Raw genomic sequence first — 14,250 nt, 5'->3', positions numbered from 1 at the left:
CAAAGCGTCGTCAGGGTAGCGGTTTTCCGTTACCATGCATCGCAAAGACAAAAACAGCGCGCGGTGCGCGTTCTGTTACCTTAATGATAATTTAACATACTCTGAACATACGGCGCTTTATGATTGTATTCTCCTCGCTACAAATCCGACGCGGCATCCGCGTCCTGCTGGACAACGCCACGGCGACGGTTAATCCAGGTCAGAAGGTCGGCCTGGTGGGCAAAAACGGCTGTGGCAAATCCACGCTGTTGTCACTGCTGAAGGGCGAGATCGCGGCGGACGGCGGCAGCTTCACCTTCCCCGGCAACTGGGCGCTGGCCTGGGTCAACCAGGAGACGCCGGCGCTGGACGTGCCGGCAATCGAGTATGTTATCGACGGCGACCGCGAGTTTCGCCAGCTTGAAGCCGAGTTGCAGGCGGCCAACGATCGCAACGACGGCCACGCCATCGCCACCCTGCACGGCAAGCTGGACGCCATCGACGCCTGGACCATCCGCTCCCGCGCCGCCAGCCTGCTGCACGGTCTCGGCTTCTCCAACGAACAGCTGCAAAGCCCGGTGCGCGACTTTTCCGGCGGCTGGCGCATGCGTCTTAACCTGGCGCAGGCGCTGGTGTGCCGTTCCGACCTCCTGCTGCTCGACGAACCAACCAACCACCTGGATCTCGATGCGGTGATCTGGCTGGAGCGCTGGCTGAAAAACTATCCCGGCACGCTGGTGCTGATCTCGCACGATCGCGACTTCCTCGATCCGATTGTCGACAAAATCCTGCATATCGAACAGCAGACCCTGAACGAATACACCGGCAACTACTCGTCGTTCGAACGCCAGCGCGCCACCAAATTGGCGCAGCAACAGTCGCTTTATCAGCATCAGCAAGAAAAAGTGGCGCACCTGCAAAGCTATATCGACCGTTTCCGCGCGCAGGCCACCAAGGCCAAGCAGGCGCAGAGCCGCATCAAGATGCTGGAGCGCATGGAGCTGATCGCCCCGGCGCACGTCGACAACCCGTTCACCTTCAGCTTCCGTCCGCCGGAAAGCCTGCCGAACCCGCTGCTGCGCATGGAAAAAGTCAGCGCCGGATATGGCGATAAAGTGATCCTGAAATCAATCAAGCTGAACCTGGTGCCCGGCTCGCGCATTGGCCTGCTCGGCCGCAACGGCGCCGGGAAATCGACGCTGATCAAACTGCTGGCCGGCACCCTTGAGCCGCTGAGCGGCGAGATAGGTCTGGCGAAAGGCATCAAGCTGGGTTACTTCGCCCAGCACCAGCTGGAATTCCTGCGCGCCGACGAATCGCCGTTGCAGCACCTAAGCCGCATCGCCCCACGGGTGCTGGAGCAGCAGCTGCGGGATTACCTGGGCGGTTTCGGCTTCCAGGGCGACAAGGTCAGCGAAGTGACCGAACGTTTCTCCGGCGGCGAGAAGGCGCGGCTGGTGCTGGCGCTGATCGTCTGGCAGCGCCCTAACCTGCTGCTGCTCGATGAACCGACCAACCACCTGGATCTCGACATGCGTCAGGCGCTGACCGAGGCGCTGATCGATTTCGAAGGCGCGTTGGTGGTGGTATCGCACGACCGTCACCTGCTGCGTTCCACCACCGACGATCTGTACCTGGTGCACGACGGTCAGGTCGAGCCTTTCGAGGGCGATCTCGACGACTACCAGCAGTGGCTTGTCGACCTGCAGCGCCAGGAAAGCCAGCAGGACGCACCGGAAAAAGAGAGCGGCGGCAACAGCGCGCAGGCGCGCAAGGATCAAAAACGCCGCGAGGCGGAGTTCCGTACGCAAACCCAACCGCTGCGCAAGCAGATCGCCAAGCTGGAACAGCAGATGGAAAAACTGGGCGCCGAGCTGGCGGCGGTGGAAGAGCAGTTGGCGGATCCCGCGCTGTACGACATCAGCCGCAAGGCCGAACTGACCGACTGCCTGCAAAAGCAAAGCCAGGCCAAATCCGCGCTGGAAGAGACGGAAATGACCTGGCTGGATGCGCAGGAACAGCTGGAGCAGTTAACGCAGGCGTTCGACGCCTAAGCCTCAGGCTTTGTAAAAAGGCCTATCCCCCAGAATGGTCGCGCGGTGCATGATGCGCCGCTGCGGCAGATAATCCGCGTTGGCGTAGTGCTGCGTCACGCGGTTATCCCAGATCGCCACGTCATTTTCCTGCCATCGCCAGCGCACCTGAAACTCCGGTTTGGTGATGTGAGCAAACAGGAAGTTCAGCAAAGCGTCGCTCTCCTTCGGCGCCAGATCGACGATCCGCGTGGTGAACCCTTCATTGACGAACAGCGCCTGCCGGCCGCTGACCGGATGGGTACGCACCACCGGATGCAGCAGCGGCGGGTTTTTCTGCACCGCCAGTTGCCAGCGCTGATGCTCCTCTTCACTGCCGCGATGCTTGTGCTCCGGGAACGACTTGGTGAAGTCATGCTCCGCGCGCAGCCCCGCGAGCAGCGTTCTGAACGGCGCCGACAGCGCCTCATAGGCGGCGATGCCGCTGGCCCACAGCGTATCGCCGCCGGTGGCAGGCAGCGTCTTGGCCGCCAGGATCGCTCCCAGCGGCGGGTTCTCGATAAAGGTCACGTCGGTGTGCCAGTTGTCGTTGTCCGGCGGGTTGTCGTCGTGGGTATCGAGCACGATGATCTCTTCCACGTCGGTGGCGTGCGGATAGACCGGATGGATGTGCAGATCGCCGAAGCGGCCGGCCAGATCGCGCTGCTGCAACGGCGTGATCGGCTGGTTGCGGAAGAACAGCACCTGATGCTTGAGCAGCGCATGATAAAGCTGTTCAAACTGGCCGTCGCCCAGCGGCCGGGCCAACTCGACGTTTTCCACCAGCGCCCCGATGTAAGGCCCCAGCGGGGTGATATTCAGACGTTCGTTCATTGCTGTACTCCATGCCACGGGGTCAGTCGGCGCTGCAGGGCGCGCAGCCCCAGCTCCAACCCAAATGCAATCACCGCAATCACGCCGATGCCGGCCAACACGACGTCGGTCGCCAAAAACTCACCGGCGGATTGCACCATAAATCCCAGGCCGCGCGTGGCGGCGATCAGTTCGGCGGCCACCAGCGTCGACCAGCCGACGCCCAGCCCGATGCGGATGCCGGTCAGGATCTCCGGCAGCGCGCTCGGCAGCACCACGAAGCGCAGCACCTGCCAGCGCGTGGCGCCCAACGCGCGGGCGGCGCGCACCCGCACCTGCGCCACGCTGCGCACGCCGGCCACGGCGGACAGCGTCACCGGCGCGAAGATCGCCAGATAAATCAGCAAGATTTTCGAGGTCTCGCCGATGCCGAACCAAATCACCATCAGCGGCAAATAGGCCAGCGGCGGCACCGGGCGATAGATCTCAATCAGCGGATCGAGGATGCCGCGCACCGTGTCGTTCAGTCCCATGGCGATGCCCACCGGAATGCCGACAATCACCGCCGCCAGCAGCGCCACCAAAATGCGCCCCAGGCTGGCCGCCAGATGCTGCCATAGCGTGGCGTCCATAAAGCCTTGCGGGCTGGCAATGGTGATCAGTTGGTGCAGCACCTGCTGCGGCGCCGGCAAAAATAGCGGGCTGATCAGCTGCAGCGCCGTCACGCCCCACCACACCGCCAGCACCGTCAACAGCGTGGCGCCGCTCAACCAAACGTTGCGCGGCACGCTGAAACGGCGCGCCGCTTTGCCCTGCGGCTGGGCCGCGGCCTTCATAGTGGAATGCAGGCTCATAGCAAGGCCTCGCGCTGTTGGAAAACTTTGCCCAGCACGTATTCGCGCTGCGCGATAAATTCAGGATCGGACTTAATTGAGCGGCAGGCTTCGCCGTCGGCATAGCGCTGGCCGAAGTTCAGCGACAGCCGCTCCACCACCTGCCCCGGCCCCGGCGACAGCAGCAACAGCTCGCTGGCGAGGAACACCGCCTCTTCGATATCGTGGGTGATCAGCAGTACCTGCTTGCCGGTATCACGCCAGATGGTCAGCAGCAGCTCCTGCATTTGCTCGCGCGTGAACGCGTCCAGCGCGCCGAATGGCTCATCCAGCAACAGCAGACGCGGATCGGCGGCCAGGGCGCGGGCAATGCCGACGCGTTGGCGCATGCCGCCGGAAAGCTGCCAGATGAAGTGCTGTTCATAGCCCGCCAGCCCCACGCGCTGCAGCATCTGCTCCGCCACCTGGCGGCGCTGCGCCTTGCCGATGCCGGCCAGTTGCAGGCCGAACTCGACGTTGTCCACCACGTTGCGCCACGGCAGTAAGCCCTCATGCTGGAACACCACGCCCCGTTCGGCCCCCGGGCCGTGAACGGGCGTTCCATCCAGCGTGATGCTGCCAGCTGAAGGCTCGATAAACCCGGCGATCAAATTCAGCAGCGTGGTCTTGCCGCAGCCCGATGGGCCGAGCACCACCACCAGTTGCCCAGCGGCGATCTGGAACGACACGTCACGCAGCGCGGGCCGCCCCTGATACTCTGCTGAAAGATGATTGACGTTTAGCATCCTGCTTCCTTACGACTGCGGCGCAGCCTGCACCTGTTTCACAAAACGGTCGGTGACGTAAGCGCTGTAGTCGCTGTCGACCTGCGGGATCTTGCCCTGCTGCTTGAGGAATTCGGCGGTATCGCGGATTGCCTTGTCCACCGGCTGGCCGAGTTGGGCAACCTGATCGGCCACCGGCAGATAACGGTTCCCCTTAACCAGTTCAGGCACCTGCGCTTCCGGTACGCCGCTCAGGCGCGCCAGCGTGCTGAGATGGCTCGGATCTTTCAGCCACTGTTCCGGCGCCGCCAGGTAGGCCTTTTGCGCCTGCAGGGCGCTGGCGGCAAAGGCGGTCACTACGTCGGGATGTTTCTCGGCGAAGTCTTTGCGCACCACCCACACGTCCAGCGTCGGTGAACCCCATTCGCCCACCTGCGCGGAGTCGGTCAGCACCTTGCCCTGTTTGGCCAGTTCGTTGACCACCGGCGCCCAGACATAAGCGCCGTCGATGTCGCCGCGCTGCCAGGCGGCGGCGATGGCCGGCGGCTGCAGATTGAGGATCTTCACCTGTTCAGGCTTGATGCCCCAATGTTTGAGCGAGGCCAGCAGGCTGTAATGGGTGGTGGAAATAAACGGCACCGCAATGCGCTTGCCGATCAGATCCTGCGGGGTTTTGATGTCATTTTTCACCACCAGCGCTTCGGAGCTGCCGAGCTGCGAGGCGATGAGGAACACTTCGATGGGGAGTTTTTGGCTGGCGGCCACCGCCAGAGGGCTGGAGCCGATATTGCCGATCTGCACGTCGCCGGAGGCCAGCGCGCGCAGCACGCTGGAACCGCTGTCGAACTTACGCCAGTCGACGGTCGCGCCGGACTGTTTGGCGAAGCTGTTTTCCGCCTGCGCCACCTTGGCCGGCTCCGCCGACGTCTGGTACGCCACGGTCACGTCCACCGCGTAGGCGCTGGCCGCGCTGAGCGACAACGCCAGCAGCGCCGCGTTACGTAAAGAAAAGAGTTTGCCCGCCATGTTGCGCTCCGTTGATAAAAATCTGTTCAGTTGCTGACAGTTTTATCTGAGCGATGACGGGCGATAAAAGAATAAAAAAGTCTTCTTTATTACCTTAGGTAATATTAAAGCGGATCACAGCGCGATCGACCCGCGCAAGAACACGTGAGCGTAGCCGCCCAGCAGCGTGCGGTCCCCTTGCAGTTCGCAGAACAGCTCGCCGCCGCGCGCCGAAATCTGCCGGGCGTGCAACCGATGGCGGCCGAGACGCGCCGTCCAGTAAGGCATCAACGTGCAGTGCGCGGAGCCGGTGACCGGATCCTCACCGCCGTCGAGCGTGAAATAGCGCGAAACGAAGTCCACGGTGTCACCGGGCGCGGTGACGATGACCGCACGCCCGGCCAGCGCGATCAACGCGGGAATGTCCGGCCGCAGCGCGCGCACCTGCGCCTCGTTTTCCACCACCACCAGCAGCGCTTTCGCCTGCCACACTTCCCGCGGCTGCAAGCCCAGCAGCGCCGCGAGGCCCGCCGGTTCGGCGACTTTTTGCGGCGGCCGGGCGGGGAAATCAAGCACCAACCGTTCCCCGTCTTGCGCATCGCGCTTGACGAACAGCTCGCCGCCGGCCGAACGGAAGCGAATATCCTTCAGCGCCGGGTTAACCGCGCTGAACATCACATGCGCCGCCGCCAGGGTGCCGTGGCCGCAAAGGTCGACCTCGCGTTCCGGAGTAAACCAGCGGATGGCGGTCATGTCGCCGTCATCCCAGACAAAGCTGGTTTCCGGCAGGCCGATCTCGTTGGCGATCGCCTGCAGCCGCTCCGCCGGCAGCGGCTGCGTCAGCAGGCAAACCCCGGCCGGGTTGCCGCGCAACCCTTCGCCGGTAAAGGCGACCACGTGATAATAGTTTTCCGCCATCGTTCCGCTCCTTAATGCCAAATCAGTAATACGCAGGCTGCCGTCAGCAGCCCCATGGAAACGTTGAAGATAACCCAGGCCTTTTTACTGCGCAGCAGGCGGCCGATCAGGGTGCCGAACGCCAGCCAGATAATGCCGGCGACGATGTTCACCGCCACAATGCCCAGCGCGATCGCCGCTATGGAACCGTTGTACTTATCGCCCGCCAGGCTGAAGCTCGCCACCGCGCCCAGCGCCATCAGCCAGGCTTTCGGGTTGAGGAACTGCAGCAGCCAACCCTGATACAGCCGCACCGGCTGCGGCGGCGCCACGTCGGTTTCCAGTTTTTCATAGGCGGCGGTGGCGACTTTCCACGCCAGCCACAGCAGGTACAAACTGCCGAGGATTTTCAGGATCAGGTGCAGCGACGGGTAAACCAAGATCAGGCTGCCGACGCCAAACGCCACCAGCAGCAAAATGCTTTGCATGCCGAACATGATGCCAATCATCAGCCACAGCGAGCGCATAAAGCCAAAGTTAGCGCCGGAGGTGGTCAGCAGCAGGTTATTGGGGCCTGGCGTGATGGCGGCGACCCACAGGAAGCCCAGCATCGAAAGGAATAAACTCGGTTCCATGGCACGGGTGCTCCTCACCCAAGGCGCTTTTTTGCAGTATCATTGTTAATTCTTGGTATTGAAGCTAACAGTGCGCTAGGGATCTCACAATAGCCGCCCACAACATTTTACTCAGCCTATGCCTAACACCTTTCGCCCCCTGACCGGGGCCAGTAACCCGCACCTGCAAACGCTGTTGCCGCGGCTGGTGCGCCGCCGCGTGTTATTGAAACCGCATTGGCAACGGCTGGAATTGCCCGACGGCGACTTCGTCGATCTCGCCTGGAGCGAGGATCCGGCGCAGGCGCGCGACAAACCGCGCGCGGTGCTGTTCCACGGTCTGGAGGGCAGCTTCTACAGCCCCTACGCGCATGGCCTGCTCAACGCCTAGCGCGATCGCGGCTGGCTGGGCGTGGTGATGCACTTTCGCGGCTGCAGCGGCGTGCCCAACCGCAAACAGCGCATCTATCACTCCGGCGAAACCGAAGACGCGCGCTTCTTTCTGCGCTGGCTGCGCGACCGCTACGGCGAAGTGCCAACCGCGGCGGTAGGCGTTTCGCTCGGCGGCAACATGCTGGCCTGCTATCTGGCGCAGCAAGGCGCCGACAGCCTGCTGCAGGCGGCGGTGGTGGTCTCGGCGCCGCTGATGCTGGAACCCTGCGCCTACCGCATGGAGCAAGGCTTCTCCCGCGTTTATCAGCGCTACCTGCTGGGGCAGCTGAAACAAAACGCCACCCGCAAGCTGTTGCACTATCCGGACACCCTGCCGCTCAAGCTGTCACAGCTGAACGGTTTGCGGCGCATCCGCGAGTTCGACGATGCCATCACTTCGCGCATTCACGGCTTCAGCGACGCCACCGACTATTATCGCCGCTGCAGCGCCCTGCCGCTGTTGCCGTCCATCCAGACGCCGCTGCTGATCATCCATGCGAAGGACGACCCTTTCATGACCCCTGAGGTGATCCCCGACGTCGCCGGCCTGCCGCGCAATATCGAATATCAGCTGACTGAGTTCGGCGGCCACGTCGGCTTCGTCGGCGGCACGCTGAAAAAACCGCACATGTGGCTGGAGCATCGCATTCCGGCCTGGCTTTCCCCTTATCTGGACATTCCGACGTGATTATTCCCTGGCAAGAACTGGCAACCGACACCCTGAACAGCCTGATCGAATCCTTTGTGCTGCGCGAAGGCACCGATTACGGCGAGCACGAACGATCGCTGGAGCAGAAGGTGGAGGACGTGCGCCGCCAGCTGAAAAACGGCGAAGTGGTGCTGGTGTGGTCGGAACTGCACGAGAGCGTCAACATCATGCCGCGCGGCCAGTTCCGCGCCGGGCAGGAAGAAATTTAGTGGCGCCCGGTTCTATGACTGACGGAAAAAATCAGGTAACAATGGGACATTGCAAACCAGCGCGCGCCATTTTTTCCTGACATAGAGAGCGTCAACAAGAGCCACAATAATCCCCTGACGCCGGCGCATTCAACACGGAGTGACAACCACCATGTCTGCCAAACATCCCGTTATCGCGGTGACCGGTTCCAGCGGCGCCGGCACCACCACCACCAGCGTGGCGTTCCGCAAAATCTTCCAGCAGCTCAACATTCGCGCCGCCGAGCTGGAGGGCGACAGCTTCCACCGCTATACCCGGCCGGAAATGGACGCGGCGATCCGCAAGGCGCGCGATCTGGGCAGACACATCAGCTATTTCGGCCCCGAGGCCAACGACTTCGGCCTGCTGCAGCAGAGCTTTATCGAGTACGGCAAAAACGGCACCGGCCGTTCGCGCAAGTACCTGCACACCTACGACGAAGCGGTGCCCTACAATCAGGTGCCGGGCACCTTCACCCCGTGGGAGCCGCTGCCGGCGCCGACCGACGTGCTGTTCTACGAGGGGCTGCACGGCGGCGTGGTCACCGAGCACCATGACGTGGCCAAACACGTCGATCTGCTGGTCGGCGTGGTGCCGATCGTCAACCTGGAGTGGATCCAGAAGCTGATCCGCGATACCGGCGAACGCGGCCACTCCCGCGAAGCGGTGATGGATTCGGTGGTGCGCTCGATGGAAGACTACATCAACTACATTACGCCGCAATTCTCGCGCACCCACATCAACTTCCAGCGCGTGCCGACGGTGGACACCTCCAACCCGTTCGCCGCCAAGGCCATTCCCTCACTGGATGAAAGCTTCGTGGTGATCCACTTCCGCGGCCTGGACCAGATCGACTTCCCCTACTTGCTGGCGATGCTGCAGGGCTCGTTTATCTCGCACATCAATACGTTAGTGGTGCCGGGCGGCAAAATGGGGCTGGCGATGGAGCTGATCATGGCGCCGCTGGTGCAGCGGCTGCTGGAAGGCAAGAAGATCGAATAAGCGCGTTGAGCGCGGCGCCGAGCCGCGCTCCGTCTCGATTACGCCGGCTGGCGGATCTCGAAGCTGTGGGTCACCGTGGCGGCCTTGTTGAGCATCAGCGCCACCGAGCAGTACTTCTCCGCCGACAGGTTCACCGCTCGCTCGACGATTTTGTCGGTCAGATCCTGGCCGGTAACGATGAAGTGCAGGTTGATATGGGTGAACATGCGCGGGGCTTCTTCGCGGCGCTCGGAGGTCAGCTTCACCTCGCAGTCGCGCACGTCGTTGCGCCCTTTTTGCAGGATGGAAACCACGTCGATCGCGCTGCAGCCGCCCACCGACATCAGCACCATCTCCATCGGGCTGGGCGCTTTATCACCGGCGTTGCCGTCCATCAGCACCTGATGGCCGGAGGCCGATTCACCCAAAAACGTTAACCCTTCCACCCATTTAACTCTTGCCTGCATTCTGGTCACTCCGGTTGATTTCTTAAAATCAGAGTACGCTTTCGCATAGAAACAGGCAACGTAACCTGATGCTAATCATGCTGAAGCGAGACAACACGAGACACCCGCCTTACTCTGTGCTACAAACAGAGCCGCAATAAATCTTTCCGGGACACTGTATTTCAGGGAAACGCCCAGAGAAAGGCTCCTTTACCGGTATGTTAACAGAATGTAGCTTGCAGCGCTTACGGCAAGTTAATATGCTAGAGCGACAGCGTATTTTTATGACACGCCTCAAAACTTGCCGGTAGCCCTCGCTCATGACTGCGGCTACAGGTGGGTTTTACAGGGAACTCTGACCCCTGTGACACAAGGCAGCGATAACAACAGAGGATAACAGCGAATGGTTCTCGGCAAACCGCAAACAGACCCTACTCTCGAATGGTTCCTGTCTCATTGCCATATCCACAAATATCCATCGAAGAGTACGCTGATTCACCAAGGTGAAAAGGCCGAAACGCTTTACTACATCGTGAAAGGCTCCGTCGCGGTGCTGATCAAGGATGAAGAAGGTAAAGAGATGATCCTGTCCTACCTCAACCAGGGGGATTTCATCGGCGAGCTCGGATTGTTCGAAGAAGGCCAGGAGCGCAGCGCTTGGGTTCGCGCGAAAACCGCCTGTGAAGTGGCCGAAATTTCCTACAAGAAATTCCGCCAACTGATCCAGGTGAACCCGGACATCCTGATGCGTCTGTCCGCCCAAATGGCGAGCCGCCTGCAGGTCACCTCCGAAAAAGTGGGCAACCTCGCCTTCCTGGACGTGACCGGCCGCATCGCGCAAACCCTGCTGAATCTGGCGAAGCAACCCGACGCCATGACTCACCCGGACGGCATGCAGATCAAGATCACCCGTCAGGAGATCGGCCAGATCGTCGGCTGTTCGCGTGAAACCGTTGGCCGTATTCTGAAAATGCTGGAAGATCAAAACCTGATTTCCGCCCACGGCAAAACCATTGTCGTCTACGGCACCCGTTAATCTCCGAAGAAACGGCGCAATCTGCGCCGTTTTTTTATCTGCTCTCTGCCATGTGGCGCCGCCTGATCTACCACCCGGAAATCAACTACGCACTGCGACAAACGCTGGTGTTGTGCCTGCCGGTGCTGTTCGGCCTGCTGATAGGCCAGCTGCAGCTCGGCCTGATGTTCTCTCTGGTGCCCGCCTGCTGCAATATCGCCGGTCTGGACACGCCGCATAAGCGCTTCTTTAAACGGCTGATCGTCGGCGGCTCGCTGTTCGCCTTCAGCAGCGTGCTGTTGCAACAGGCGCTGCTGTGGCACGTGCCGCTGCCGGCACTGATGCTGGGCCTGGCGCTGCTGCTCGGCGTCACCGGTGAAATCAGCCCGCTGCACGCCCGGCTGTTGCCGGCGGCGCTGGTGGCCGCCATTTTCGCCCTCAGCACGGCCGGCACGGTGCCTCTCTGGCAGGCGCCGCTGCTGTACGCGATCGGCACCGTCTGGTACGGCTTATTCACCTGGTTCTGGTTCAAGCTGTGGAAAGAGCAGCCGATGCGCGAGACGCTGAGCCAGCTCTACCTGGAGCTGGCGGACTATTTCGAAGCCAAATACTCGTTGCTGACCCAGCACACCGATCCGCAAACCGCGCTGCCGCCGCTGCTGGTACGCCAACAAAAGGTGATGGATCTGATCAGCCTTTTGTACCAACAGCTCAATTTCCTGCCGCACGCCAACAACCTCGAACAAAAGCGCCTGCAGCGCGCCTTTCAGGTGGCGATGGATCTGCAGGAGCACATCACCGTCAGCCTGCATTTGCCGGAGGAAGTACAAAAACTGGTGGAGCAGAGCCAGGCCGAAGCGATCATTCGCCGCAATGCACTGGTGATCGCCGGCCGGCTGCGCGTGGTGGCGCACGATATCCTCTACCATCAGCATTCGAAGCGCTTCTCCATGAGCCACGAACTGGCGGCGCTGGAAAAAATGGCGGCGCAGCATCCCGATAACCCGGTCGGCCAGTTTTGTTATTACCACTTCAGCCGCATCGCCCGCCTGCTGCGCACCCAGCATCCGCTGTACCGCCGCGACCTGATGCCCGGCCAGCACCGCCTGCCGTTTTGGCCGGCGCTGGCCAGCTATCTGTCGTTCAAATCCACCGCCCTGCGCAACGCCGCGCGGCTGGGGGTGACGCTGGCGGTCGGCAGCAGCCTGGGTGCGGTCTTCAACCTGCCGAAGCCATACTGGATCCTGCTCACCATCATGCTGGTGAGCCAAAACGGGTATAACGCCACCCGGGTGCGTATTCAGCACCGTGCGCTGGGCACGATTGCCGGACTGTTGCTGGCGGCCGGGCTGTTGCAGCTGCAGCTGCCGGAAGGAGAAACGCTGAGCATCATGCTGGTGATCACGCTGTTGGCCTACCTGGTTTCGCGCAAGAACTACGGGCTGTCGGTGATTGGCTTTACGGTCACGGCGGTTTACACCCTGCAACTGCTGGCGCTGAACGGCTCGCATTTTCTGGTACCGCGCCTGATCGATACGCTGATAGGCTGCGTGCTGGCGTTCGGCGGCACCATTTGGCTGTGGCCGCAGTGGCAAAGCGGGCTGCTGCGCAAGAATGCCCATCAGGCGCTGGAAAACGATCAAGCCGCGCTGCGGCTGATGCTGAAGCAACCGGAACCGGACGCCACCGCATTGGCCTATACCCGCATGCAGGTCAACCAGGCGCACAACGCGCTGTTCACCTCACTCAATCAGGCGATGCAGGAACCGGGGTTCGCGTCGAATTATCTGGCGGACATGCGGCTGTGGGTCACTCACAGCCAGTTCATCGTCGAACACCTGAACGCCATGACCATTCTGGCGCGCGAGCACTACATGCTGACGCCGAAACTGGCGGAAGCCTATCTGCAAACCTGTGAAATCGCGCTGCAAAGCTGCCAGCAGCGGTTGGAATACGACGGCCCGAGCAGCGGCAACAGCGGCATCATGCAGCCACCGGATCTGCATCCGGAGATGCCCGTCACCGAGATGGAACGTCATTTGCGCCGCATCCTGTCGCACCTGAACGTGATGCATACCATTTCGTCGCTGGCCTGGCGCCAGCGCCCACACCACGGCATCTGGCTCAAGCGCAAACTGCGCGATCAATAAGGGCGCGGCATGCCGCGCCCCGTCATGCGCCGCACGGGCTTCAGGCGTTGATCACATCCTGCACCGCCAGCTCGAACAGCGCCATGCCGGCCTCGATATCCTGCAGCTCCACCACCAGCGACGGCGCGAAACGGATCACGTTCGGCCCGGCGTTGAGGATCATCAGCCCACGCGCGGCGGCGGCGGTGAGGAAATCGCGCGCTCTGCCGTGATAATGCGGCGTCAGTTCGGCGCCGATCAGTAACCCCATGCCGCGAATGGCGGTGAAAATACCGTATTTATCGCCGATATCCTGCAAAACCTGCACATACAGCGCGTGGCGCTGTTCGATGCCGCTCAGCACTTCCGGCGTATTGATCACATCCAACGCCGCCTCCGCCACCGCGCAGGCCAGCGGGTTGCCGCCGTAGGTGGTGCCGTGAGTGCCCACCTGCATCACCGACGCAATCTCTTCGGTGGTCAGCATGGCGCTGACCGGGAAACCGCCGCCCAACGCCTTGGCGGTGGTGAGAATGTCCGGCGTCACGCCATAATGCATATAGGCGAACAGCTTGCCGCTGCGCCCCATGCCGCTTTGCACTTCGTCGAACACCAGCAGCGCCTGATGTTGGTCGCACAGCTCGCGCACGCCTTTGAGGAAGCCGGCGTCGACCGGCGTAATGCCGCCCTCGCCCTGAATCGGCTCCATTACCACCGCGCAGGTATGGTCGTCCATCACCGCTTTCACCGCCGCCAGATCGTTGAACGGCACGTGTACGATGTCGGCCGGCTTCGGCCCGAACCCGTCGGAGTATTTGGCCTGCCCGCCCACCGACACGGTGAACAGCGTGCGGCCGTGGAACGCGTTATAGAAGGCGATGATTTTGGTTTTGTACGGGCTGTGGCGGGTGATCGCGTAATGACGCGCCAGTTTGAACGCCGCTTCGTTGGCCTCTGCGCCGGAGTTGGCGAAGAACACCCGGTCGGCAAAGGTGGCGTCGATCAGCTTGCTCGCCAGGCGCAGCGCCGGTTCATTAGTGAAGACATTGCTGGTATGCCACAGAGTCTCGCCCTGACGCTTGAGCGCCTCGACCAGCGCCGGATGGCAGTGCCCCAGCGCCGTCACAGCGATGCCGCCGGAAAAATCGATGTACTCTTTTCCCTGCTGATCCCAGACTCGGCTGCCTTGGCCGCGCACCGGCACAAACTGGGCCGGTGCATAAACAGGCAGGATCACCTGATCAAAGGTGCTGCGGCTCACTGCGGATTTTTCAGTCATTTTCGGCTCCACCCTGAAGGTTTTTCAGCGCTATCGTAATATTGGATTGAAAAC

Annotated in this window: 13 protein-coding genes and 1 pseudogene; 6 read left to right on the top strand and 8 right to left on the bottom strand. The window is 61.7% G+C overall.

The window, feature by feature from the left end; genetic code table 11:
• Positions 1-119: 119 nt before the first annotated feature.
• A complete protein-coding gene (locus ACJ8KE_RS22460) occupies positions 120-2,033 on the top strand; it encodes an ABC transporter ATP-binding protein (RefSeq protein ID WP_016930336.1) in 1,914 nt (637 codons plus the stop codon).
• 3 nt (positions 2,034-2,036) lie between these two features.
• Here the strand turns inward: ACJ8KE_RS22460 and tauD are convergent, their stop codons facing one another.
• The 6 genes from tauD to ACJ8KE_RS22430 all read right to left on the bottom strand — a co-directional run bounded on the left by tauD (position 2,037) and on the right by ACJ8KE_RS22430 (position 6,998).
• The gene (tauD, locus tag ACJ8KE_RS22455; protein ID WP_016930337.1) at positions 2,037-2,885 is read right to left on the bottom strand and encodes a taurine dioxygenase; all 849 of its coding nucleotides are present in this window, start codon (positions 2,883-2,885) and stop codon (positions 2,037-2,039) included.
• Positions 2,882-3,718, bottom strand: a complete 837-nt coding sequence (gene tauC, locus ACJ8KE_RS22450; protein ID WP_028128297.1) for a taurine ABC transporter permease TauC — start codon at positions 3,716-3,718, stop codon at positions 2,882-2,884. Before tauC ends, tauD begins: the two co-directional genes overlap by 4 nt.
• The gene (gene tauB, locus ACJ8KE_RS22445; protein ID WP_079452452.1) at positions 3,715-4,482 is read right to left on the bottom strand and encodes a taurine ABC transporter ATP-binding subunit; all 768 of its coding nucleotides are present in this window, start codon (positions 4,480-4,482) and stop codon (positions 3,715-3,717) included. The genes tauC and tauB overlap by 4 nt, the downstream gene beginning before the upstream one ends.
• A gap of 9 nt (positions 4,483-4,491) precedes the next feature.
• Positions 4,492-5,487: a taurine ABC transporter substrate-binding protein gene (tauA, locus tag ACJ8KE_RS22440; RefSeq protein WP_079452451.1), complete on the bottom strand. Its 996-nt coding sequence runs from the start codon at positions 5,485-5,487 to the stop codon at positions 4,492-4,494.
• A gap of 114 nt (positions 5,488-5,601) precedes the next feature.
• On the bottom strand, positions 5,602-6,384 hold the full coding sequence (locus ACJ8KE_RS22435) for a PhzF family phenazine biosynthesis protein (protein WP_274872017.1): 783 nt from the start codon (positions 6,382-6,384) through the stop codon (positions 5,602-5,604).
• 11 nt (positions 6,385-6,395) lie between these two features.
• On the bottom strand, positions 6,396-6,998 hold the full coding sequence (locus ACJ8KE_RS22430) for a LysE family translocator (RefSeq protein ID WP_079452449.1): 603 nt from the start codon (positions 6,996-6,998) through the stop codon (positions 6,396-6,398).
• A 118-nt stretch (positions 6,999-7,116) separates the two neighbouring features.
• On the opposite strand from ACJ8KE_RS22430, the pseudogene ACJ8KE_RS22425 reads away from it, so the two are divergent.
• The 3 genes and pseudogenes from ACJ8KE_RS22425 to ACJ8KE_RS22415 all read left to right on the top strand — a co-directional run bounded on the left by ACJ8KE_RS22425 (position 7,117) and on the right by ACJ8KE_RS22415 (position 9,348).
• Positions 7,117-8,097: pseudogene (locus ACJ8KE_RS22425) on the top strand (hydrolase).
• Entirely contained in the window at positions 8,094-8,327 is a 234-nt protein-coding gene (locus ACJ8KE_RS22420) for a YheU family protein (RefSeq protein ID WP_004930376.1), read from the top strand. The pseudogene ACJ8KE_RS22425 and the gene ACJ8KE_RS22420 overlap by 4 nt, the downstream one beginning before the upstream one ends.
• Before the next feature lie 151 nt (positions 8,328-8,478).
• Positions 8,479-9,348, top strand: a complete 870-nt coding sequence (locus ACJ8KE_RS22415; protein ID WP_016930343.1) for a phosphoribulokinase — start codon at positions 8,479-8,481, stop codon at positions 9,346-9,348.
• Positions 9,349-9,386: 38 nt separating this feature from the next.
• Here the strand turns inward: ACJ8KE_RS22415 and ACJ8KE_RS22410 are convergent, their stop codons facing one another.
• Complete coding sequence (locus tag ACJ8KE_RS22410; RefSeq protein ID WP_397609291.1) at positions 9,387-9,794, bottom strand: OsmC family protein; 408 nt, start codon at positions 9,792-9,794, stop codon at positions 9,387-9,389.
• Between the two features lie 382 nt (positions 9,795-10,176).
• On the opposite strand from ACJ8KE_RS22410, the gene crp reads away from it, so the two are divergent.
• Positions 10,177-10,809 carry a cAMP-activated global transcriptional regulator CRP gene (gene crp / locus ACJ8KE_RS22405; protein ID WP_004090925.1) on the top strand — a complete coding sequence of 211 codons (633 nt, stop codon included), beginning with the start codon at positions 10,177-10,179 and terminating at the stop codon, positions 10,807-10,809.
• A 50-nt stretch (positions 10,810-10,859) separates the two neighbouring features.
• Positions 10,860-12,938 (top strand): YccS/YhfK family putative transporter, encoded by a 2,079-nt coding sequence (locus ACJ8KE_RS22400; protein ID WP_049300707.1) that lies wholly within the window; start codon positions 10,860-10,862, stop codon positions 12,936-12,938.
• A gap of 40 nt (positions 12,939-12,978) precedes the next feature.
• Here ACJ8KE_RS22400 and argD read toward each other — a convergent pair whose 3' ends face one another.
• Positions 12,979-14,196 carry a bifunctional acetylornithine/succinyldiaminopimelate transaminase gene (argD, locus tag ACJ8KE_RS22395; protein ID WP_049300709.1) on the bottom strand — a complete coding sequence of 406 codons (1,218 nt, stop codon included), beginning with the start codon at positions 14,194-14,196 and terminating at the stop codon, positions 12,979-12,981.
• Positions 14,197-14,250 lie beyond the last annotated feature (54 nt).

Origin of the sequence: Serratia sp. CY56464, from assembly GCF_052168435.1 — a bacterium.
GTDB classification, from domain to species: Bacteria; Pseudomonadota; Gammaproteobacteria; order Enterobacterales; family Enterobacteriaceae; genus Serratia; species Serratia marcescens.
The sequence above is the reverse complement of the archived record's forward strand: the minus strand, read 5'-3'. Positions and strand labels throughout refer to the sequence as shown.